The organism is Actinomyces naeslundii (genome assembly GCF_001956585.1).
Classification (GTDB): Bacteria; Actinomycetota; Actinomycetes; order Actinomycetales; family Actinomycetaceae; genus Actinomyces; species Actinomyces naeslundii.
Genome location: NZ_MSRR01000009.1, coordinates 194,318 through 215,598, shown reverse-complemented (window position 1 = coordinate 215,598; position 21,281 = coordinate 194,318). Strand labels below are relative to the sequence as shown.

At 68.1% G+C, this 21,281-nt stretch carries 17 protein-coding genes and 1 pseudogene; 6 read left to right on the top strand and 12 right to left on the bottom strand.

The window, feature by feature from the left end; genetic code table 11:
* Positions 1-230 precede the first annotated feature (230 nt).
* Positions 231-1,235 (top strand): alpha/beta hydrolase, encoded by a 1,005-nt coding sequence (locus tag BKH33_RS05575; protein WP_003782699.1) that lies wholly within the window; start codon positions 231-233, stop codon positions 1,233-1,235.
* Between the two features lie 291 nt (positions 1,236-1,526).
* Here BKH33_RS05575 and BKH33_RS05570 read toward each other — a convergent pair whose 3' ends face one another.
* The 3 genes from BKH33_RS05570 to BKH33_RS05560 are packed head-to-tail and all read right to left on the bottom strand — an operon-like array spanning position 1,527 to position 4,545.
* A complete protein-coding gene (locus BKH33_RS05570) occupies positions 1,527-2,414 on the bottom strand; it encodes an ABC transporter permease (RefSeq protein WP_003782708.1) in 888 nt (295 codons plus the stop codon).
* Positions 2,415-2,419: 5 nt separating this feature from the next.
* Positions 2,420-3,310 carry an ABC transporter permease gene (locus BKH33_RS05565; protein ID WP_171972256.1) on the bottom strand — a complete coding sequence of 297 codons (891 nt, stop codon included), beginning with the start codon at positions 3,308-3,310 and terminating at the stop codon, positions 2,420-2,422.
* The gene (locus tag BKH33_RS05560; protein WP_043539236.1) at positions 3,310-4,545 is read right to left on the bottom strand and encodes an ABC transporter ATP-binding protein; all 1,236 of its coding nucleotides are present in this window, start codon (positions 4,543-4,545) and stop codon (positions 3,310-3,312) included. Before BKH33_RS05560 ends, BKH33_RS05565 begins: the two co-directional genes overlap by 1 nt.
* A 143-nt stretch (positions 4,546-4,688) precedes the next feature.
* Here BKH33_RS05560 and BKH33_RS05555 point away from each other — a divergent pair, with 143 nt between their 5' ends.
* Both BKH33_RS05555 and BKH33_RS05550 read left to right on the top strand, forming a co-directional pair.
* Positions 4,689-6,143, top strand: coding sequence for a sensor histidine kinase (locus BKH33_RS05555; protein WP_167368379.1), 1,455 nt, complete (start codon positions 4,689-4,691; stop codon positions 6,141-6,143).
* Positions 6,144-6,270: 127 nt separating this feature from the next.
* Positions 6,271-7,008, top strand: coding sequence for a response regulator (locus BKH33_RS05550; protein ID WP_003782705.1), 738 nt, complete (start codon positions 6,271-6,273; stop codon positions 7,006-7,008).
* Between the two features lie 216 nt (positions 7,009-7,224).
* Here the strand turns inward: BKH33_RS05550 and pulA are convergent, their stop codons facing one another.
* Positions 7,225-10,131: a pullulanase-type alpha-1,6-glucosidase gene (pulA, locus tag BKH33_RS05545; protein ID WP_043539245.1), complete on the bottom strand. Its 2,907-nt coding sequence runs from the start codon at positions 10,129-10,131 to the stop codon at positions 7,225-7,227.
* Between the two features lie 584 nt (positions 10,132-10,715).
* The gene (locus BKH33_RS14375) at positions 10,716-11,201 is read right to left on the bottom strand and encodes a DUF2690 domain-containing protein (protein ID WP_076142630.1); all 486 of its coding nucleotides are present in this window, start codon (positions 11,199-11,201) and stop codon (positions 10,716-10,718) included.
* A 749-nt stretch (positions 11,202-11,950) separates the two neighbouring features.
* Between BKH33_RS14375 and BKH33_RS05535 the strand changes: the two genes are divergently transcribed.
* Both BKH33_RS05535 and BKH33_RS05530 read left to right on the top strand, forming a co-directional pair.
* Complete coding sequence (locus BKH33_RS05535; RefSeq protein ID WP_003782674.1) at positions 11,951-12,655, top strand: TetR/AcrR family transcriptional regulator; 705 nt, start codon at positions 11,951-11,953, stop codon at positions 12,653-12,655.
* The gene (locus BKH33_RS05530; RefSeq protein ID WP_043539240.1) at positions 12,652-13,074 is read left to right on the top strand and encodes a hypothetical protein; all 423 of its coding nucleotides are present in this window, start codon (positions 12,652-12,654) and stop codon (positions 13,072-13,074) included. Before BKH33_RS05535 ends, BKH33_RS05530 begins: the two co-directional genes overlap by 4 nt.
* A 77-nt stretch (positions 13,075-13,151) precedes the next feature.
* Here BKH33_RS05530 and BKH33_RS05525 read toward each other — a convergent pair whose 3' ends face one another.
* Together BKH33_RS05525 and BKH33_RS05520 are read right to left on the bottom strand one after the other, a co-directional pair.
* Positions 13,152-13,421, bottom strand: coding sequence for a type II toxin-antitoxin system antitoxin (locus BKH33_RS05525; RefSeq protein WP_003782666.1), 270 nt, complete (start codon positions 13,419-13,421; stop codon positions 13,152-13,154).
* A gap of 3 nt (positions 13,422-13,424) precedes the next feature.
* A pseudogene (locus BKH33_RS05520) lies at positions 13,425-14,379 on the bottom strand (SPFH domain-containing protein).
* A 64-nt stretch (positions 14,380-14,443) separates the two neighbouring features.
* Between BKH33_RS05520 and BKH33_RS05515 the strand changes: the two are divergent.
* On the top strand, positions 14,444-15,796 hold the full coding sequence (locus BKH33_RS05515; protein WP_043539241.1) for a replication-associated recombination protein A: 1,353 nt from the start codon (positions 14,444-14,446) through the stop codon (positions 15,794-15,796).
* Positions 15,797-15,828: 32 nt separating this feature from the next.
* On the opposite strand, the gene BKH33_RS05510 is transcribed toward BKH33_RS05515, so the two are convergent.
* The 5 genes from BKH33_RS05510 to BKH33_RS05490 all read right to left on the bottom strand — a co-directional run bounded on the left by BKH33_RS05510 (position 15,829) and on the right by BKH33_RS05490 (position 21,035).
* Positions 15,829-18,282: a (Fe-S)-binding protein gene (locus BKH33_RS05510; RefSeq protein ID WP_076142629.1), complete on the bottom strand. Its 2,454-nt coding sequence runs from the start codon at positions 18,280-18,282 to the stop codon at positions 15,829-15,831.
* A gap of 239 nt (positions 18,283-18,521) precedes the next feature.
* Complete coding sequence (locus BKH33_RS05505; protein ID WP_003782693.1) at positions 18,522-18,839, bottom strand: DUF4235 domain-containing protein; 318 nt, start codon at positions 18,837-18,839, stop codon at positions 18,522-18,524.
* A 166-nt stretch (positions 18,840-19,005) separates the two neighbouring features.
* A complete protein-coding gene (locus BKH33_RS05500) occupies positions 19,006-19,371 on the bottom strand; it encodes a hypothetical protein (protein ID WP_003782676.1) in 366 nt (121 codons plus the stop codon).
* Between the two features lie 73 nt (positions 19,372-19,444).
* Positions 19,445-19,879 carry a TetR/AcrR family transcriptional regulator gene (locus BKH33_RS05495; RefSeq protein WP_003782682.1) on the bottom strand — a complete coding sequence of 145 codons (435 nt, stop codon included), beginning with the start codon at positions 19,877-19,879 and terminating at the stop codon, positions 19,445-19,447.
* A gap of 88 nt (positions 19,880-19,967) precedes the next feature.
* Positions 19,968-21,035 (bottom strand): YdcF family protein, encoded by a 1,068-nt coding sequence (locus BKH33_RS05490; RefSeq protein ID WP_003782704.1) that lies wholly within the window; start codon positions 21,033-21,035, stop codon positions 19,968-19,970.
* Positions 21,036-21,281: the final 246 nt, after the last annotated feature.

The window sequence follows — 21,281 nt, the reverse complement described above, 5'->3', positions numbered from 1 at the left end:
TCCTTCATGAGTCTCGTCGAGGGGTTTTATTAACCGAGTGGTTGACGTAAGATGTGAAGCAAGTCTCACACGCGGGTGCCGATGGCGGTGCCGCCATGAGACGTCGTCGCAAGGGTCGATCGGTACCCGCCGGTCGGCAGGGCATCGGGGCGGACGGGCTGTCCGCCCCGCACCTCTTGTCACCATCTCCGACAGATCCCCGTCACCGTGGACAACCCCAAGGACGTGCCATGCCTCTCAGCTCCAAGACAACGCAGACCAACGTGCAGAACCACCTCTGGCCCGGTCGGCAGGCCGATCGCCGGATCAACCGGCGCACCCTGCTCAAGGGCGTGGGTGGGCTCGCCGCCGCTTCCCTCGTAGGGGGCGGCGCCGTCGTCGCTGGATCGGCCCCGGCGCAGGCCGCCCTCAATGTGGCCCAGCACGAGGACGGCGGCCGCATGCAGTACTACAAGCTGGTGACGCCGTCGATCGGCTGGCTGCCCCGCGTCAACGTGCTGCTGCCCGACGGCTACGACGCCACGCGCCGCTACCCGGTGCTCTACCTGCTGCACGGCGGCGGCGAGGACTACTCGACCTTCGACGCGAAGTACGACATCCGCAACCACACCGCGGGACGCGACCTCATCGTCGTCATGCCCGACGGCGGCAAAGCCGGCTGGTACTCCGACCCCGAGTCCTCCAACGTGGGGCCGCGCAACTGGGAGACCTTCCACGTGGACGAGCTCATCCCCTGGGTGGACGCCACCTTCAGCACCATCGCGCAGCCCGCCGGGCGCGCCGTCTCCGGCTTCTCCATGGGCGGTTTCGGGGCCCTGAAGTACGCCGCGAAGCATCCCGAGCTCTTCGGGTCCGTCTCCTGCCACTCGGGGCCGGCCGACCTGCGCATCCAGGACGGCGCGGTGGTCCACTGGGCGAACTTCACCGCCGGTGCCACCGACCTCAAGGGCGGCACGATCTACGGGATCCCGTGGGACCAGGTGCGGGTGAGCGCCGACAACCCGGTCGAGCACGTGGAGAGCTACCGTGGCAAGCGCATCTTCCTGGTGTCCGGCACTGAGAGCGATCGCTACGAGAGCGTCGTCCTGCCCAGCCAGCGGAGCTTCGAGAAGGCGCTCGACGGCGCCGGCATCGGCTACGAGCACTACGAGGACACCGGTGCCCACATCGTGCGCTGGGGCCGCGTCCAGCAGGACATCGACTCCATGCTCAACTTCCTGACCAAGGCCGGGTGAGGGTCAGGCGACGGTCAGGCGATCGCCGGCTGAGGTCGGGGCGGCGCCGGATAAGCCCCTTGTCTTGGACACGATTCGCCTGCCAGGTGGAGCAAACGCACTGGATAGTGCCTGGAGATGCACGGAACTGGGTGACTCCCGGGCGGTGTGGTTGGCGACTGCGTTTTTCATCGGGAACGTACTTTTCCCGCAGATGACTGAGATCTGCCCTCAGTCATCTGCGGGAAAACGCAGTTCTGGATGGAAATATACGTTCTCGACGGCGTTGGGCGGGTGCACTGGGCCGAGCTGCTAGCGCGCGCCGCCGGTGCGGCGTGAGACGAGGGCCAGCAGGCCCCACAGGACGGCACCCAGACCCACAATGGAGACCACGAGAGGAAGCATGCTCGCCGCGTCCAGCTTCCCGGCCGTCGACATGGCTGACGATCCCAGGGTCAGGGTCTTGCTGAGGATGCCCTGAGGGACGGCGTATACCAGCGGGTTCTGACTCGCCCCGAAGCCGAAGCCTACGACGCAGCCGACGAAGGCGACCGCCACGGGCGCGGCGAAGGATCTCATGAGCATGCTCAGAAGCGACTGCACCGCGACCAGCGGCGCCGCTCCCACGACCGCAAGAAAACCCGACACGATGAAGGCCGTAGGCATCGCGGGTCCCAGCCCCATGACGAGTGACCCCGAGATCCATGCCAGGACCACGAGGATCGCCTGCATTGCCAGCACGGGTACGAAAATGATCAGGGTCTTGGCCAGCGCCACGGCCGTGGGAGAGTGGGGGGTGGTACGCATTGCGTTCCAGCTCGTGCCCCGGTGCTCCACCCGCCACACGGCGGAGGCCAGCAGGGCCACCCCCAGCGGGCAGAACATCATCGAGTAGAAGAGCGTCATCTGGGAGGTGAGGGACACCCAGTTCTGGGGGATGGTCTCTCGGTTTCCGTAAAGGTTGAAGGTGCCGGTGATGACGGCCAGCAGTGGTACCAGAACGGCCACCACCCATGCCGAGGAGCGCTTGAGCTTGATGGCCTCTGCGATCAGCAGGGAGACGAAACCACCGTGTTCCCTGCCGGATGCCGCCGGGCCAACGGGGCGTGACAGTTTGCCGGCGGAGGCGGCCGTCATGGTTGAGACCGGTCCAGTGGCTGCAGTGGGCAGGGTGCCGTTGGTGATGGTGGAAGAGTTCATGGGGATCACCTCTCGATCCGGTCGAGCCGGCGGGTTGCGGCAGTGAAGATGACGGCGGTCAGGACGAGAAAGCCCACGATCCAGCCCATGGGGACCTGGACGTACTCGTGGACGCCGTGGCCGTCCACCATGGAGACCTTGGCGGGCGTGATGACGGCGTAGTAGCCCCAAGGCAGCAGCCGCGCCAGCATTGGCGGGGAGAGCAGCATGTAGACGCCGATGAAGCCGCCTAGAAGTCCCGCGCTCATGACGACCAGCTGGTTCTCCACCACGGCTGCGAGCCACAGGTGGTAGGCGCACATCGCTGTGTTGACCAGGGCGAGCAGAAGCGTGTAGGTGACCCAGGGGCCGACGTCGAGCGGGAGGGAGAGTCCCACCATCCGTGCCACGGCGATGAGGGCGACACTCTGAATGACGGCCGCGGGAACAATGAGGAGCGTCAGCGCGGCGAGCTTGACCCGGCACAGGGCACCGGGCGTCAGGCCCGACGTCGATGCCAGGTTCCATCCGGCCCCGCTGTGCTCGATATCGGTCTGCCGGCTGGCGAGGACCGCCACGAAGATCGGCTGCGTCAGGGCGTTGAACAGGACCATGGCCAGCAAGAGGCTCGCCCACGGCTTGGCGGCCGGGTCGGCGAGGGAATGAATTTTCGACTGGCTGAACAGGTCGATGCTGCTCATCGCCACCGACGCGATGACGAGCAGGACCGTGATCAGCAGCACTCGCAGCCGGCGCATCTTGAGGAGCTCGACGCCGACCGACCTGAGAAAGCCGGGCGCTGTCCGGGTACTGCGGGAGCCGTGTGCTGACGGCGCAGGCCTCGCTGAGCCGGCGATCCCGGCTGTGGCGGGGGGCTGGGAGAGGGCGGGTGCTGACGAGAGTGCTGCGCTGGTCATCACAGCACACCTCCCCGGCCGGTGAGGTCCATGAAGACGTCCTCGAGGCTCTGGGCCTCGCGGCGCACCTCGTGCAGCTCGACGCCTGCGGCGGCCAGCCGGCTGATGAGCTCGGCGACGGCGCTCTTCGACATCCCCGGAATGCGTACGCCCTGTGGTGTCAGCGTTGGGCTGGAGACAGTGTCGGTGACAGGAACGGCGGCCGGGTTGGGGAAGTCGGCCGCTGTTGACGCCGCGAGTGCCTGCGCCGGTACGAGCCCAGCCAGGATCTGCGGGTTCAGGACGGCCTGCGGCGTCGGGGTGTCGATGAGGATGTCCGGCACCGAGCGCTCCATGAGCTCGGCGCGCGTGCCCTGGAAGACGAGGCGGCCGGCCGACAGGATGCCGAGCGTGGAGGCCATGCGGTCGATCTCGTCGAGCAGGTGGCTGGAGACCATGACGGTGACGCCCTCGCCGGCGAGCTCGACCAGGAGGCGGCGCACCTCCTCGATACCGGCCGGGTCCAGGCCGTTGGTGGGCTCGTCGAGGATGAGCAGCTCGGGCTCTCGGGCCAGCGCCAGCGCGATGCCGAGGCGCTGTTTCATGCCCATGGAGTAGGTGCGCACCAGGCGGTCCTTGTGCTCGGTCAGGCGCACCAGTGCCAGGGCGCGGCTGATCTGCTGGTCGCTCAGTCCCTGCATCTTCGCCGCGATCCGCATGTTCTCCGCGCCCGTGAGATGGCCGTAGCCGGGTGGGTTCTCGATCATGGAGCCGGTGCGCGACATGACCTCGGCGCGTGTGGCCGGGGTGAAGGGTCGCCCGAGCACGCTGATCTGCCCGCGGGTGGGCGCCAGCAGTCCCAGCAGCATCTTCATCGTGGTCGACTTGCCCGAGCCGTTGGGGCCGAGGAAGCCGTAGACGCTCCCGCGTGGTACCACGAGGTTCAGGCCCTCGACAACGGTGCGCTGGCCGAAGGTCTTGGTGAGGTCGCGGGTCAGGACGACGGCGTCGTCGGCCGCCGCGGCGAGAGGGGCAGCCGCCTGAGAGTGGGGAGCCGGCTGGGCGGGTGCGACGCTGGGGGAGACGATGCCGGGTGCTGTATCCGGGCGGGTCTGGGACGCTTGGACCGGCTGGGGGAGCGAGGCGGGTGCGGTCTGGAGTCGCTGGGCGGCCGGTGGTGCCAGAGTGCCGGAGGGTGTCATCGGAGGCTGTGATAGTGCGGTCGGTGCTGGTGGGAAGCGGTGTGAAGTAGTCATGGGATTAGCCTGCTCGCCCTGGTCCGGGCGATCATCAGCCCGTGGTCTGCTTCTGGAATCGTCGGGATGGCGCGGTTCATACCCGGGTATGAAATCCCTGCTCGGACCTCCGGGGCGTGCTGTCACGGCGGTACGGTTCGGGCATGAGAAAACGTCGAGGCGTCGAGGCTGCGCAGGCGGGATCGGTGGAGACCGTGCCGACGTCGGCCGGGCACCTGCCGCAGGCGGGTCCGATTCCGGCCGCCTGGCGCTACTCGCGGTCGGGTCCGTGGACGACGGCGTCCGACGTCGTCATCGCCCTCGCCTTCCTCTTCCTGTCTCTCATCGGTCGGTCGGAGGCGGCAGACGGGCCCACTCGGGGCATAGCACCGGCGCTCTATTTCCTTCTGGTGGTGGCTTGTGCGCTGGCCATGGTGGTGAGGCGTCACTCCCCGCTGTTCTTCGTCATCGTGGCCGGCATCTGCCTGAGCGTGCACTTCGTGGTGTTCACCGATTTCTCCATCTTCTTCGTCGTGACGGGCTTGATTGCGGTGGAGACAACGCAGTCCCGCCTGGAGGCACCGTGGCGGTGGGTGGGGCTCGTCCTTGAGCTGGTGGGGGCGGCCGCCGCGACGACGCGGGCGCATGAGCTCATCGGTGACCAGGTCCACGCGGGTGCCGGACGGCTCATCCTTCTCACCAACGCCTGGCTGCTGGTCTCGGTGGCGGCCTTCGTCGGTGCCGCGCGCCGTCGCAGCCGTGACCGCTACAACCAGGCCTTCGAACGGGCCGCGGTGCTCGAGGCGCAGCAGGCCGCTGAGCGGCGTCTCGCGGTCATCGAGACCCAGCAGCGCATCGCCCGCGACGTCCATGACCTGCTCGGACACAGCCTCACCGTCATCGCGATGCAGGCAGAGGGCGCCCGCGCCATCCTGGCCACCGACCCGGCCGCCGCCGACGAGGCCCTGGCCGTCATCGGAGAGACCTCCCGCCGTTCCGTTGATGAGGTGCGCTCCCTGGTCGACATGCTGCGTTCCGACGTCGGCGGCGGCGCTGCCGACGACGTCGATACCGGTGCTGACCCTGACGATCGCACCAGCAGCGACAGCGATACCGGCTCCGGGGCCACCGGCAGCACCGTCGATGCCGAAATCGGAGCCTTGGCCGGAAACGGCGTGGCGGCGTCGGGTCATGAGGATCGCCTGGAGCTTCTGCGCGAACCGGTGCGTCAGGCGCAGCGCGCAGGACTTCCCGTCACCCTGGAGACCGACCCGACCGACCGGATCCCCGCGGCGACGGCGCAGGTCCTCCACCGGGTGGTCCAGGAGTCGCTGACCAACGTGCTGCGCCACGCCCCCGGGGCGGACACCAGAGTCTTGCTGCGCACCGAGATGGGCTGTGTCGCCCTCGTCGTCGAGAACACCCCGGCTCCGCACCCGCCGGGGCCTCAGGCGTCCGACGCGCACGTCGGTGATGGAGAAGACGGTCCTGTGCACCGCGGCTTCGGCCTCATCGGCATGCGCGACCGGGTCACCGACCTCGGCGGCTCCTTCACCGCCGGGCACACCCCCGAGGGCGGATGGCGGGTGAGGGCAGAGCTCCCCGCCTCCCCGAAGTGAGAACCAATCGATCTGATATGGCGAACCTCGCAGGGCGCTGTCGGCACTTCGTCGACACAAAACCCCACAGGCTGAACCCGGAGAGCGGATACTTCCGATGAGTCGACGTCAAGAAGGGGAGGCGCCTGTGATCCGCCTGGGTCTGGCCGATGACGAGCCGCTGTTCACCATGGGGCTGGCCATGCTGCTGGGGGCGCAGCCGGATATGGAGGTCGTCTGGCGGGCTGTCGACGGCAACGATGCTCTCATGCGTAACGACGCCGACCCTGTCGACGTTCTCCTGCTCGACGTGCAGATGCCGGGGCTCGACGGTCTGGCCGCCACCCGCGAGCTCATGGCCCGCGGCATCACCGGGCGGGTCGTCATCCTGACCACCTTCGACACCGACGGCTACGTCATGGGCGCCATCGAGGCCGGTGCGGCCGGTTTCCTGCTCAAGAACACCCCGCCCCAGGACCTCATCACCGCGATCCGTACCGTCCACGACGGCGACTCGGTCATCTCCCCCGGGCCCACGCGTCGGCTGCTCACCGCCGTGCGCACCGGCCAGGTCAGCGGCACCCTCGGCAATGACGCCGGCGCCGGACGCCACGCCTCCGAGGACTCGGTCGAGGCGGTCCGGGCGGCGGAGGCCTCCCAGCAGGTCGCCGCCTTGACCCAGCGCGAGCGCGAGATCCTGGCGCTCATCGCCCTGGGCCTGACCAACCAGGAGATCTGCGACCGGGAGTGGCTGTCCATGCCCACGGTCAAGACCCACGTGAGCCACCTGCTGTCCAAGACCGGCTGCCGCGACCGGGTCCAGCTGGTGCTGCTGGCTCTGCGCGGCGGCGTCGTCGACCTCGACGACGTCCTGGGTCGGGCGTGAAGGTGAGCGGAATCCGTCTGATTCAGCCGGCTGGTACCGCCTCGTGTCACTGTGGGCGACTTTTAGAGTCGATCTGCTCCTCGGTCTTCCATGCTCGCGAACGTATGCCCAGGTCAAGATGGTTTGCTGGTTGCAGCAGGGATTCAAAGGCTTGCGAATAGTCGCCGAGAGTGACAGTTTTCCCGATGAGCCACTACCGGGCGCTGACGCGCTGCCTCAGCGGCTCTGCTGCACTAGGACGGCCACGGTGCGCGCCGGCACCGAGATCGTCCCGCTGGCGCGGTCGAAGCCGGTGCGGCGCACCACCTCATCGGCCCCCTCGGCCTGGATGGGGGAGAGGCGGAAGTCCCGGCCCACCAGCTCGGGCAGCGGCTGGGTGAGCGTCTGCCCTGAGGCGTTGATGACCACCAGGACGGCGTCGAGCTCGGGGTCCACATCGTGCCCGCCCCGGGTGTCGTCGATGAGCATGACGATGACCCCGGCCGGCGCCCCGAAGCCTGCGCCCGGGAAGGTCAGCTTGTCCTGAATGAGTCGCGTGGACCCCAGGCTGAACAGCGGTGTTGAGGCACGCAGCCGCAGGAGGTCCAGGGCCTGGGATCGGGCCGCTGCGATCTCCTCGGGCGAGGGCCTCAGCCAGTCGTCCTGCAGCAGCGGCCCCTGGATCGCCCAGGAGCTCTCGTTACGGCTGGCCGGTGGCAGGCCCCGGCCGAAGCCGTTGAACTGCCCCGAGAAGTCGATGGCGTTGAACCAGTCCCCGGAGTTGTAGGAGTCCCGGTCCAGGGACTTGCTGCGCAGCAGCTCGGTGCCCGCGCTCCAGAAGGCCGGCGACTGCGCCAGCGTCACCGTGGCCAGGCACACCGTGTTCATCCGTACCCGCTCGGCCACCGGCATGCCCTGGGGCAGCTTGTAGGCCAGGAGGTCGTAGAGCGTCTCGTTGTCGTGGGCGTCGACGTAGTTGACGTTCTCCTGGGGGTGGGAGGCGAAGGCGGCCGGAGCCCCGTTGTGGATGAGGTCGATCCCGCGGCGCACCGTCCCGTCGGAGACCGTCATGACATAGTCCTTGAGGTTGCCCGCCAGGCCCAGGCGCACCAGGTCGGTGCGGTGGGCCAGGTCCGCCGACTGATCGTTCCAGCTGCGGTGGTCCAGGCCGCTGGGCTGGGTGAGCAGGCCGGTGCCGAAGCCCTGGAAGACGCGGTGGTCGGGGTCGAAGGCGCCGCCGCCGTGGACGGCGTCGCGCAGGCGGTCGTTGAAGGCGCCGATCCCGGTGCCGTCGAGCTGGCCCTGGGTGGCCTGCACGAACAGGGCGTTGCCCGCGACCTCCCCGAAGTTCCACCCCTCCCCGTACAGGTAGACGGAGCGGCCGTCGACGCCGTCGGTCTCCATGGTCAGCTCGTCCAGGGCCGCCCGCACGCGCTCCATGACGGCGCGCGGGTGGTGGCCCATGAGGTCGAAGCGGAAGCCGTCGACCCGGTACCAGCGCACCCAGCGCACCACCGAGTCGACCATGAGGCGTTCGCACAGGGCGTTCTCGGTGGCCGTGTTGGCGCAGCAGGTCGAGCTCGTCACCCGCCCGACGGCGTCGAGCCGGTGGTAGTAGCCGGGAACCACCCGGTCCAGGACGCTGCGCGGGTCCTGCCCACAGGCGGCTGTGTGGTTGTAGACCTGGTCGAGAACCACCTGGAGCCCCAGGTCGTGCAGGGCCCCCACCATCTCGCGGAACTCCACGATGCGCGCTCCGCCGTCCTGGTGGCCCTCAGTGGCGTAGGAACCCTCGGGGGCGCCCCAGTGGAGGGGGTCGTAGCCCCAGTTGTAGGCGTCGTCGTCGGCCACCTCCGCGACGGCGGCCTGCTGATCGGCCGAGGCCGGGTGCGCCCCGACGGGGATCCGCGGGGAGCGCTGGGATCCGCGGTGCTCGGGGATGGTGGCGATGTCGAAGGTGGGCAGCAGGTGGATCGTGTTCATGCCGGCCTGTGCCAGCTCGGCCAGGTGGCGCACGCCCGCGGAGCCAGCCACGGTGAAGGCCCGGTAGGTGCCGCGCAGCTCGGGCGGGACGGTCTCGTCGGCGGCGGAGAAGTCCCGCAGGTGGAGCTCGTAGATGCTGCGGGCCGAGTCGTTGCGCACCGGGCGAGCTGGGGCGTGGGCCCACTGCTCGGGGGACAGACGCGGGTCGGCCAGGTCGACGGCGACCGAGCGGGTCGAGTCCGTTGTCAGCGCCGTCGAGTAGGGGTCGGTGACGATGTTGGTTTCCACCTGCAAGGTGGAGGGCACGTAGACCCGCACCTCCCACAGGTACTGGCAGCCGGCCGCAATGGGGGCGTCCGCGGTTCCGCTGGTCTCTCGCTCATCGGCGTCGGCCGGCTGGTCGGGGTGGTTGCCGACGACCCAGCGGCCGTCGGCGGTGCGCACGGCCGGGGTACGTCGCGGTGAGCCGGGAACCTCCGGCGTCGAACCCAGCGGGTCGCCGGTCTCCCAGGTCAGGAGGGTGACGGCCTGGGCGGTGGGTGCCCACAGGGCGAAGGAGGGGCGGCCATCGTGGAAGGTGACGCCCAGCTCGGCGCGGGTGGCGGCATCGGCGTAGAGATGGTCCAGGAGAATGGCGGTCTGCACCCCGGTGAAGGCGTCGAGCCGGGCACCGCCGATGTCGGCGGTCTCGGTGGGGTCCGGAAGGCCGACGTACTGGGCGATCGCGACCTGGCCGGTCAGGGCGGAGGTGACGGCGTCGTCGTCGAGCAAGGGGGTTCCGGTGGCATCTGTCGTGCTCAGGGCGATGTAGCCCTCCAGGTGGGGGTGGGCGGCGAGGACCTCGCTGGGCAGGTTCCCGATGATGCGCAGCGGTGTGGACGCCGGAGCGGGCATACCGTCCGCGCCCAGGATGCTGCCGTGGACGGCCGCTGCGCCGCCGTCGGGGGCCGTGATGAGACGTAGAGCGAGGCCGGAGCCGGGGACGGGGTCGCCGGCGTCTGTGACGACGACTTCGCGGTCCATCCCCCTGGGAAGCAGGGACAAGGGCCAGGCCAGAAGGGTGGGGGTGACCCAGTAGGCGCGCTGCTCCTCGCTGCCCGCCACGGGTGGGAAGGCCGCGGTGGCGTCAAGTGTGCAGGTGATCGAGTAGGTGAAGGTCATGGAGGTGTCCTTCCGAACGGAGGCGTCGTGCTGGGGCACCTCCGGTCCTGCCGGTCGTGTCGCGGGCGGCCTCGTGGGGGACGGGTCGGGAGTGGGGCCGCTCACCTCGTAGTCTCTCTCGGGCGGAGGGCCCCTGTCACCCTGACGATGAGGCTTGTTTTCCCCAAGTTCCGGCTCGGCGCCCGCCGGCATCTTGCGCCCGCCAAGCATCTCTCGTGCTTGCCCGCCAGTGGCCCATTACCTTGTCGGTGGCCCTGGCCCAGCCCCCCGGCCTCAACCGCAGGTAACCACCAACAAGGTAACGAGGGAGGATGATTTCCTCTCCTGATTCCAGGACTAGTTTGTGGCTCGTCGGTCGACGGTCTCGGAGACAAGGATGACTAATCCTCAGAATGCCGCTGTTTCCTGCGAAAAGTTAATATCTGTGTTTGCCGAGTTATGTCGTTTGATTGCATCGATATCCCTTGAGCATTGTTGATGTTGTTGGCGGCAGTATAATGCAATGAAAGTCATTGTCGCTTCTTGGTTTTGGAGTGCACCCAAAGTAGCGAAATAATATAATCCCGTTTTTGAGTAATCTCATTCTACCCAAGTCCATCAGTGCATGTATCTACAGATTCTTGGCCACTTTGCTGAAACTTGATTTTTACGCAGGTGTCACCCTCGGCGCTGATCATGTTCGACCAAGTGTTTTGCCCAGAATTATCACCATCGAATCGGCGTGCGGTCGTTACCGGGTCTCCCGGAGATCCTTTACGCCATACCGTCAGCCTATTCTTGGCTCCGGTTTCCCCTTCCCATTTCACCCAGTTAGAACGACATTTTGGTGAATACACGAGGGTGAGAGTTCCGCCTCCTTCTTCCATCTGAACGGGAATGGTTCTAACGGTCATGTGATCACTGTAGCAGTTCGTTCCATAAGGGTCTTTATTTCGGCAAGATTCTTCATTGCAAAACGGAGAATTCGCTTGCTTCTCAATGACGTATATAAGGGCTGACGAGGCTATTAGGCACAAAACCACAGTAAGCGCCGAACCTAAAACAAGGCATGCGGCGATCCGGGAAACCATCCGTCCTCTTGCGGCGTTATTTTTGAAACTGAACTTTCTTCTGGTGAAAATCATTTGCGACTACACCCAAATCTATTAATAGTAGACGCCGCTAGAGTGCGTGCGTAATTAATTAACGTGATATATTTCATTTTTCTTCTACCGCCGATGGCGGCGCGATAATAGCGCCAGAAAAAGCATGGGATAACGACCGCTCCGAGTAATATGTAACCGAGAATTAGTGCAATAATAATATTTCGGCAATCCTCGAGTTTTGTAACCGGAGTCGCCGGAGCTGCCTGACGTGCTATATCAAGTGCCTTGTCGACGCGTTCCATCATTGAATAAGCGATTTCTAGAAATGATGACATCAGCATTACCCAGGCTAGGAGTGACCCTATAATTGTTGCGGACGATACCAGGCGTGCTGTATTTCTAGGGGCATGCAGGTCTTGTTGGAATCTATGCATTCTAGTTCTCTGTGCGGTTATGCTGCGGCGTCGAACTGCCCTAAATGTCATAATTGTTTCCCTTTCACTTAACTCTAGTGCTCGTGTTTACGCCACAACTCCTTACGCTCGCTCCAAAACTATCATACGGTATATAAGTGCCCATATCAATGGGTGGTACCCTTATTTTTTACGTACCATTATGTAGTTCCACTAATGGGGTGTGTGCGTTTGTGATGACAACTTATGAACCCAACATATCTGGCGGTTGGCGGGCGTCCGTCGCTCGCCGGGGTGTTGTTTGCGCGGTATCGTAGTCGTGTGGCTAACGAACGTTCACCTTCGACGCGGGACAGGCTGCTCGACGCAGCTTTGGAGCGGTTCTCCCGGGACGGCTGGGGCGGCACTTCCATCCGCGACCTGGCCCGCGACGTCGGCGTGCGCGAGGGCTCGGTCTACAAGCACTTCGCCTCCAAGCAGGCGATCTTTGACGCCCTCGTCGACCGGGCCGACGCGCGCATGGCCGAGGTCGCCGCCTCCCTGGGCGTCTCGGTGGCCTCGCCCGACGCCGCCCTGCCCGGCTACCTCGGCATCGGCGAGGATCGGCTGGTAGCCGTCGCCGAAGGGTTCTTCGACGCCGTCCTCCACGACCCCGAGCTCGCGGCCCTACGTCGGCTGTTCGTCGTCAGCCAGTACCGCGACCCCGAGATCGGGCGCCGCTTGCGCCACTACTGGATCGAGCAGCCCATCGCCTTCCAGGTCGAGATCTTCGCCGGGCTCATCCGCGTCGGCGAGTTCCGGAGCGGTCTCGACCCGCAGGCCACGGCGCTGGCCTTCTTCGGGCCGATCCTCGCTCTGCTTCAGCTCGCCGAGTCCGGTGATGACGCCGAGGAGCGCGCGCGAGCCCTGTTGCGGGCCCATGTGCGCCACTTCGGGGCTACCCATCGCCGTCAGATGCCGGAAGCGGCGGGGTCGGCGGTGTTGGATCAGGTGACCGAGACGTTGGATGAGGCGACGAAGCCATGAGTTGGTACCGCGCGGTAGTGAGGATGGTCTTCGCCGTCGCCTTCCTGGGCGGGGCGCTGGTCCACCTCTACTTCGGGCTCTTCTCGCCGCACAGCTACGCGCCCTTCGCCGACACGGTCCTATGGCCCTGGCTCGCAGAGCTGTGGAGGGGCTTCATCATGGCGAACATCGGCTGGCTGAGCCTGCTCACGGCCGTCTTCGAGCTTGCGGTTAGCCTCGGGCTGTTCGCCCGTGGGTGCGCACGAAGGGCGGCAGTCCTGGCGGCGCTGGGGTTCTTCGCCTTCATCCTGGTCCTGGGCTACTCCTGGCCGGCGGACGGCTGGTGGGAGGACTTCCTCAAGAACCGCGCCGGCACCCTGGTCATGGCGGCCACGCTGGCGCCGCTCCTGCGGGCGCCGGACCGGTCGCGCCGCGCCTAGGCGCAGGGCCAGCCCACCCAGAATGTGAGGCAGACCGGGCCCGACCGTCGAGTCCCGGCGGCAGTGGGCCGCCTCGCCTACTCACTGTCCGCGGGCGGGTCGACAACGTCGGACGGCTCGGCGGTGCCGTTCTTGCTGCCACCCTCCTCGCCGTCCTTACGCGGCCGACACCGCCCGCGCATGGGGGCGGCCTTGACGCCGCGTCCAGCGTCGTCGAGCGCGCGGTGCAGCAGGACCTCGATCTGCGCGTTGACCGAGCGCAGGTCGTCCGCCGCCCACTTGGCGATGGCCGAGTGGACGGCGGGGTCCAACCGGATCAGGGCCTGCTTGCGCTCTTTACCGGCCACGGCTCAAGCGTAGAGGGAGCCGGTGTTGACGACGGGCTGGGTGCGCTGGTCGGAGCAGAGCACCACCAGGAGGTTGGAGACCATCTGGACGCGGCGCTCCTCGTCCATGGTGACGATGTCGTCCGCCTCGAGGCGCTTGAGGGCCTGATTGACCATGGTGACGGTACCCTCGACGATCTGCTCGCGGGCCGCGATGACGGCGCCGGCCTGCTGGCGCTGGAGCATCGCCTGGGCGATCTCGGGCGTAGGCCAACGAGGAGATGCGCACCTCGACGATCTCCAGGCCGGCCAGCGCCACCCGGGCCGCGACCTCGGCTGCCAGCTCGGTGGAGACGACGTCCGTGCCGCCGCGCAGCGAGGTCTCGCCCGGGCCCGGCTCGTCGTAGGGGTGGGTGGTGGCCACGTGGCGCAGCGCGGACTCGGCCTGGGTCTTGATGAACTCCTCGTAGGCCTCGACGGCGAAGACGGCCCGGGCGGTGTCGGCCACCTGCCACACGACGATGGCGGCGATGTTGACGGGGTTGCCGTCCAGGTCGTTGACCTTGAGCTCGTTGGTCTCGAAGTTGTGGACCTTGATGGAGACCTTCCTGCCGGCGGTCAGTGGCGGGACGAGCACGAGGCCCGTACGGCGCACGGTGCCGATGTAGCGGCCGAGGAACTGGCGCACGCTGGTCTCCACGGGAACCACGATGGTGAAGCTGTCGAACAGGGGGAGGGCGATGAGGAGCTCGACGCTCCTGGCGACGATGCGCAGCACGGCTCCCGGCCGATCGGTCCCTGCGGCGACGAGGCCGAGGACGATGAGGGCCGTGGAGGTGGCGGTGAACGCCAGGATGAGGAGCAGAGCGAGGAGGGCGGGACCGGAGCCCGCGGCCAGGGCCGGCTTCTCCGTGATGTCGACCCGGCTGGAGGCGTGTCCGGGGGTATTGGCGGACTGGTCCAGTGCGTCGGTGGGAATGGGAGTGGGGCGGACAGCTGGGTGGCCGGATATTGATGTCTCCGTCAGGTCCTACGCTCGGGGCATGGCTCGCTACGCGCCCGAACCTGACTCGCCCTCGTTGTTCGACGATGCCGGCCCTGACGGCTCTGGCCTCGTCGACGACCCGGCCCGCCCGTTGGCCGACCGGCTGCGCCCGCGGGCGCTCGACGATGTCGTCGGTCAGGACCAGCTGCTCGCCACTGACGCCCCGCTGGGTCGCATGGTCGGCTCCGGCCGCCTGTCCTCGATCATCCTGTGGGGCCCGCCGGGCTGCGGTAAGACGACGGTCGCCCGGCTCCTGGCCGACCGCACCGGCCTGGTCTTCGAGCAGGTCTCGGCGACCTTCTCCGGGGTGGCCGACCTGCGCAAGGTCTTCGCCGCCGCGGCCCGCCGCCGCGAGATCGGACAGGGAACGCTCCTGTTCGTCGACGAGATCCACCGCTTCAACCGCGCCCAGCAGGACTCCTTCCTGCCCTACGTCGAGGACGGGACGGTCGTCCTGGTCGGCGCGACCACCGAGAACCCGAGCTTTGAGCTCAATGGCGCTCTCCTGTCGCGCTGCCAGGTCATGGTCCTGCGCCGCCTGGACGAGGCCGCCCTGACCGAGCTGCTGGCGCGCGCCGAGTCCCTGACCGGACGCGCCCTCGCCCTGACCGAGGAGGCCCGCACCGCCCTGCTGTCCATGGCCGACGGCGACGGCCGCTACCTGCTGGGCATGGTCGAGCAGGTCCTCGCCGCGCAGGAAGCGGGCGACCCGGAGCGGCTCGACGTCGAGGGCCTGCGCGCCGTCGTCTCCTCCCGGGCGCCCCTGTACGACAAGTCCCGCGAAGAGCACTACAACCTCATCTCCGCCCTGCACAAGTCGATGCGCGGCTCCGACCCGGACGCCGCGCTGTACTGGCTGGCGCGGATGCTGGGCGGGGGCGAGGACCCGCTCTACGTGGTGCGCCGACTGGTGCGCTTCGCCAGCGAGGACGTCGGTATGGCCGACCCGGCCGCCCTCCAGATGACGCTGGCGGCCTGGGACGCCTACGAACGCCTGGGCTCGCCCGAGGGGGAGCTCGCCATCGCGCAGGCAGTCGTCTACCTGGCCACCGCACCCAAGTCGATCGCCGTCTACCGCGGCTACGGCCGGGCGGCGCGCCTGGCGCGCGAGACCGGCTCGCTCATGCCGCCGGCCCATATCCTCAACGCCCCCACCCGGCTCATGAAGGAGCTCGGCTACGGCGAGGGCTACGAGTACGACCCGGACACGACCGACGGCTTCTCCGGCGCGGACTACCTGCCCGACGGCGTTGAGCGCCGGCCCCTCTACGAGCCCACCGCCAACGGCCACGAGCGCCGTATCCGTGAGCGTCTGGAGTACTGGGAGGGTCTGCGGGCGCGCAAGCGCTGACCTCCCGACAGAGCGGGACGGGTGGGGACCAGCTACTCCCCGCCGCGGCGCACGGCCTCCAGCATGAGGGTGGCGACGTCGGTGACCCGCACGTCCGCGCCCTCGGAGGCGACGCCGTCGGAGAGCATCGTGGTGCAGAAGGGGCAGGCGGTGGCGATGACCTGTGCGCCGGTGCCGATGGCCTCGCGCGAGCGCTCCACGGCGATCCGCGTCCCGATCGTCTCCTCCATGAAGGCGCGCGCCCCGCCGCCCCCGCAGCAGAAGCCCCGCTCGCGGCTGCGCGGCATCTCCACCGTGCTCGCGCCGGTTGCCTCCAGCAGCTCGCGCGGCGGGGAGTAGACCTGGTTGTGGCGGCCCAGGTAGCAGGCGTCGTGGTAGGTGACCGTCGGGACGCTCGGCGCGCTCGCCGCCTTGTCGGCTGTCTCCTGGCTCGACGACTCCACCGGGGGCTCGGCTTGCGGAGGCAGGGGGCGCAGCCGGCCCTCGCGCACGAGGCGGTTGAGCAGCTGGGTGTAGTGGAGGACCTCGTAGCGACCCCCGATCTGCGGGTACTCCCGAGAGATCGTGTTGAAGCAGTGCGCGCAGGTCACCACGATCCTCTGCGCCCCGACCTCGCTCAGCGTCTCCACGTTCTGCGCGGCGAGCATCTGGTAGAGGATCTCGTTGCCGGCGCGCCGGGCCGGGTCACCGGTGCAGGTCTCGGCGTCGCCGAGGACCGCGAAGCTCACCCCCGCGGTGTGCAGCAGCTCGGCCACAGCCCGCGTCGTCTTCTTGGCCCGGTCCTCGTAGGCGCCGGCGCAGCCCACCCAGAACAGGTAGTCGACGTCCGCGGCGCTGTCGACGTCGTCGCCGATGACCGGCACCTCGAAGTCCAGGTTCTTGGCCCAGTCCATGCGCTTGCGCGCCGGCAGGCCCCACGGGTTCCCCTTGGACTCCATCTTGCGGAACATGCCGCCGAGTTCCTTGGGGAAGGCCGACTCCATGAGCACCTGCTGGCGGCGCACGTCGACGACGTGGTCCACGTGCTCGATGTCCACCGGGCACTGGTCCACGCAGGCCCCGCAGGTGGTGCAGGCCCACAGGACATCAGCGGGGATGACCTCCCCGGCAAGGGGCGCCGGCCGCGTGGCCACGCCCGTCTCGGTGGGGGCGGCCTTAGCCTCCAGCAGGGCGCCGAGCACGTCGCCGGTGTGGGCGGTGCCCGGCTCCAGACCCAGGTTCGTCTCGCGCGCCAGCCCGTCGTGCATGCCCAGGGCCTTGCCGACCATCCCCCCAGAGGCGGGGCGAGAGGCCACCATCTCCTCGGTGACGTCATCGGGCTCAACGCCCAGGGCGCCGGCAGCCCGCAGGTAGGGGGCGGCCGCGGCGTGGTGGTCACGCAGCGCCATGACGAACAGCTTGGGGGACAGGGGCTTGCCGGTGTTCCACGCCGGGCACAGGTCCTGGCAGCGGCCGCACTCGGTGCAGGTGGAGAAGTCCAGCAGGCCCTTCCAAGTGAAGTCCTCGATGCGGCCCACGCCCAGCTTGACCTCGGGGCCCTCGCCGGAGTCGGCGGCCTCCATGGCCTCCTCCAGCGTGTCCATGGTGGCCTCGGTCAGGGGCTCGTCGCCGATCATGAGTGGCTGGAGCGGGCCCAAGGCCTTGGAGCCATCCACCTCGCGGCGCGCGTAGACGTTGAGGATCGCCAGGAACCGGTGCCAGGCCACGCCCATCGAGGGCTGGAGGCCCACGACGACGAACCAGGTCATCGACAGCACCACCTTGATGGTGGCGACAATGAGGATCGCGTTGCCCAGGGCACTGGTGCCCAAGGGGCTGAGCAGGCTGCCGGTCCAGGCCGTCAGCGGGAAGTGCGTCCAGGAGGCCAGGGCGCGCTCGGCCGGGTCGGGGGAGGCGGCCAGGTGGGCGTGCTCGAGCATCCGCAGGGCCAGCACGCAGGCAACTACCCCGATGATCGTGGCCTCGACGAACTTCGCCTGGGCCGACGTCGACCCGGCGAAGCGCGAGGTGCGCGGACGCTTGCCGCCGTCGGAGTCCGGGGCGTAGGGCGGGGCGGCCCGGCCGGCCCGGGTCAGGCGCCAGCGCAGGATCGTCAGGCCCACGATCCCAGCCGTGGACAGCCAGGCGATGAGCTCGACGACCCAGGCCCACCAGGCGGCGTGCCCGATGAGCGGCAGCGCAAAGCTGGGTCCGCCCAGGACCTGTCCGTAGCCGGCCACGAGCGTGAGGAACAGCAGTGGGAAGGAGACCATGACCAGCCAGTGGGCGGCCTTGATGAAGGGGCGGCCCTTGAAGGCGGTGTGGCCCACGAGCGCTCCCAGCGTGAGCGTCAGGCGCCGGCCGACCGGGCGCAGGCGCTCCGGTGCGGTCGCGCGGCCCACGGCCATGCGGGCGGCAATAGTGAAACAGGCGCGTGCGAAAACTGCGATACCGATCGTCGTGGCGATCACGACGATGACGACACAGGCGATCTGCACGGCACTCATCGGGGCGGGTTTCCTCAGGTTTCCGAAGGTCAAGGCGGAAGCGCTGGGAGGTGGGCCGACGGCGCCCCGGAGGGTCGCCTGCGCGGCACACCGTTGGCGCTCCCGTCAGCCTACCCGTGGGTCGGTGAGGAGCCGTGGTTGAGGGAAGGGTCGGGACGCTAGAGCCGGCGACGAGCGAGCCGAAAAATAGGGGTGTGCCGACCCTGGAATGGGGCCGGCACACCTTGAAGGAATGGTTCTCAGTTGCCGATGGCGCGCAGCGCGTACGGGGAGTCGGGGCGGCGGGCGCTGTACCACTTGGCGGCCTGGCGCAGCCCGAGCTCACGCACCAGGGTGACAGTGGCCCCGGAGATGATGGCGAAGGTGACGATCTCGGCCAGCTTGTAGTTGAGGAGCTGGTCCTCCTCACGGGGGGCGGGCCGACCGGAGATCGCCCGCCAGCCGAGGGCCACGACCTTCTCGGCCACGAACCCGGAGGCGAGCGTGGCCACAGCCGCGGTCGCCTTCCACATGAAGTCGGTGGTCTGGTCGATCTCGACGGGGTCCTGTGCGCTCATGAGTCCTCCTTGTGCCCCGGTCGGGCGACGTGCGTAGGTGCCTGGGTGCTGGTGGCGGGCTGACGGTGTCGGCGCCACTTTGCCCTGATCATGCCGCACCTGCGCCGACTGTGCAGCCAGTGGCCGCCCGCGTGGCGCCGACCGCCCAGCCGGACGACGCAGCGGCTCACGCCTGGGAGGGGCGGATGGCGGCGTTGATCTCCGCGGCCAGGCCGGCGGGATCGTCGACCGTGAGGTAGAGGTGCGTGAAGCGCTCGTCCTCCAAGGTGATGACCAGCGTGTTCTCGTAGCCGGAGATGTTCCAGAACTGCGCTGTTCCGTTGGCGTGGAAGGTTCCGGAGAGCTTACCGCCCGTCTGCAGCCCGGGCCCGCGCCACCCCTTGGGCTCGTGGCGCAGTCCGGGGTCGTGCGTGGCGCCGCGCACGTGCGCGAGCGGGAACTCCAGCCGGGAGGTGAAGGACCAGATCTTGTCCAGCCCGTGCGGCTCGACGCTCAGGGAGGTATCGGTGATGGTAACGGTGTTGCGGCTCATGATGTCTGTTCCTTTCGTGGGCAGGTCGGCTGGGAGGTGTGCTTCTGGCTGATGCTGGCGGGGCCGGTGCAGGCTATGCCGGCGGCGAGACTGGTGCTGTTGAGTCCGACGCCGTAGCGCCGGCTCGCTCCAGCAGGCGTCGGCCGAGCGCCTCGGCGGTGACGCCCGCCTGGTGCAGGGTGGTGACGAGGGCGTCGCGCACTGCCGGGTCCCAGGGGGCGAGCTCCATGAGCGCCACAAGGACCAGGTCGAGCTCGTCACGGCTCGCCCCTGCGGCGTCGGCGGATTCGCTCCGGGTGGCCCCGGGGATCAGAGCGGTCAGCGTGTTGGTGAGGCAGCGCTGGAAGAGTCCGTCCTTGGAGCCGAAGACCCCGTAGAGGCTGGCGCGGCTGACGCCGGTGGCCCGCACCAGGTCGTCCACGGAGGTGCCGGCGAAGCCATGCTCGGCGAAGACCGCCGTGGCAGAGTCGATGGCCTCGTTCTCGATGAAGGTTCGTCGTCGTCCCATGAATTCAGAATAGATGTTCTGGAACGATCAGTCAAGAACATTTGTTCTGAAATGTGTGGCCGAAGGATGCTACGGGATGCGGCTCCACTCAGCCGATGAGCCCCGTCTGGGCGCCGAGGGCCAGCAGCGCGTACAGCACGGCGAAGACACCGGCGACGGCGGCGCAGGCCAGGGCGGGGCGGCGCCGGTAGGTCAGGACGGCGACGTACTCGCGCAGCCAGGCGTTGACGATGTAGAACCAGGCCGTGCGCGCTGGCGCCACCGCCCACGGCACCCCCATGTCGGAGGCGAGGATCGCGGTGCGCACCGCGTGGAAGGAGCTCGTCACCAGCAGTACCTGCGGGTCGACCATGCCTCGCTTGGCCAGGAGGTCACGGGTGCAGGCGATATTCGTGCGGGTCGTCGTCGAACGGTCCTCCAGGAGGATCCGCTCGGACGGGACGCCGCGGGCGATCGCGTAGTCGGCCATGGCGCGCGCCTCGCTGACCGGCTCGTCGGGACCCTGCCCACCGCTCATGACCAGCAGCGGAACTCCGGGGCGCAGGGCGTCCTCATCGCGCCAGGCATCGATGCCTCCCTTGATCCGTGAGCCCAGCAGCGGCCCGACCTTCCCGTTGATGAGCCCGGCGCCATGGACCACGACGACGTCGGGGTGCGGCATGGCCCGACGCCCGCCCCAGATCCGCTGCACCACCGTCTGGCCTAAGAAGATGAGGAGGAAGACGCCCAGGTAGGCGCAGGCGCAGAACATGAGTGCGGCGAGCAAGAGGGCCCACGGGTTGACGGTGGCCACCAGGGCGAGAGCGGCCACCGGCGTGGCGATGAGTCCCAGGCCGGCCGCCAGGCACAGCAGGTTGCTCAGGCGTCGCCCCTCGCGGCGGATGAGGACGACGCCGTTGAACATAAGCAGGAACGGCATGAGGGCGATGAGCAGGAAGAAGGCGACGCCGCCCAGTCCTACTGGGATCTTGAGGGCGGGGATGAGGGAGGCGAGATGGAGCAGTGCTCTTACCGTGGAGCCGGCCAGGAGCAGGAACAGGATTCCGTTGCGCAGCCGGCGATTGTCGCGGCGCCGTGAGAGCTTGAGGAGCCCCCACCACAGCGCCAGGGCGGCGATATCGACCAGCGGGGTGAAGAGGAACCAGGGGGTGCTCATAGGGGTGGGTTCCTCTCGTGGTGCAGGGGCGTTGGGTTTTTCTTGGACGCGGGGGAGGCGGACTCTTCCCGGCATGGCGCGAGGTGGTGGGTGTCGACGAGCCGGCGCTCATCATAGGTCCGGAGCCGGCAGATGCCGCCTTTGCCGCCTTGCGCTTATGCGATCAGGTTAGGAGGCGGCGTCGAGTGGGCGGGAGCGTCTTTGGAACGATTTGTGGGAGCCGCCCCTCCGCCCTTCGGACGACGG

Bases quoted from the DNA above. Each gene is read 5' to 3' on its own strand.
- BKH33_RS05575 (WP_003782699.1), top strand. From the start codon at position 231: ATGCCTCTCAGCTCCAAGACAACGCAGACCAACGTGCAGAACCACCTC.
- BKH33_RS05570 (WP_003782708.1), bottom strand. From the start codon at position 2,414: ATGAACTCTTCCACCATCACCAACGGCACCCTGCCCACTGCAGCCACT.
- BKH33_RS05565 (WP_171972256.1), bottom strand. From the start codon at position 3,310: ATGACCAGCGCAGCACTCTCGTCAGCACCCGCCCTCTCCCAGCCCCCC.
- BKH33_RS05560 (WP_043539236.1), bottom strand. From the start codon at position 4,545: ATGACTACTTCACACCGCTTCCCACCAGCACCGACCGCACTATCACAG.
- BKH33_RS05555 (WP_167368379.1), top strand. From the start codon at position 4,689: ATGAGAAAACGTCGAGGCGTCGAGGCTGCGCAGGCGGGATCGGTGGAG.
- pulA (WP_043539245.1), bottom strand. From the start codon at position 10,131: ATGACCTTCACCTACTCGATCACCTGCACACTTGACGCCACCGCGGCC.
- BKH33_RS14375 (WP_076142630.1), bottom strand. From the start codon at position 11,201: ATGGTTTCCCGGATCGCCGCATGCCTTGTTTTAGGTTCGGCGCTTACT.
- BKH33_RS05530 (WP_043539240.1), top strand. From the start codon at position 12,652: ATGAGTTGGTACCGCGCGGTAGTGAGGATGGTCTTCGCCGTCGCCTTC.
- BKH33_RS05515 (WP_043539241.1), top strand. From the start codon at position 14,444: ATGGCTCGCTACGCGCCCGAACCTGACTCGCCCTCGTTGTTCGACGAT.
- BKH33_RS05510 (WP_076142629.1), bottom strand. From the start codon at position 18,282: ATGAGTGCCGTGCAGATCGCCTGTGTCGTCATCGTCGTGATCGCCACG.
- BKH33_RS05505 (WP_003782693.1), bottom strand. From the start codon at position 18,839: ATGAGCGCACAGGACCCCGTCGAGATCGACCAGACCACCGACTTCATG.
- BKH33_RS05500 (WP_003782676.1), bottom strand. From the start codon at position 19,371: ATGAGCCGCAACACCGTTACCATCACCGATACCTCCCTGAGCGTCGAG.
- BKH33_RS05495 (WP_003782682.1), bottom strand. From the start codon at position 19,879: ATGGGACGACGACGAACCTTCATCGAGAACGAGGCCATCGACTCTGCC.
- BKH33_RS05490 (WP_003782704.1), bottom strand. From the start codon at position 21,035: ATGAGCACCCCCTGGTTCCTCTTCACCCCGCTGGTCGATATCGCCGCC.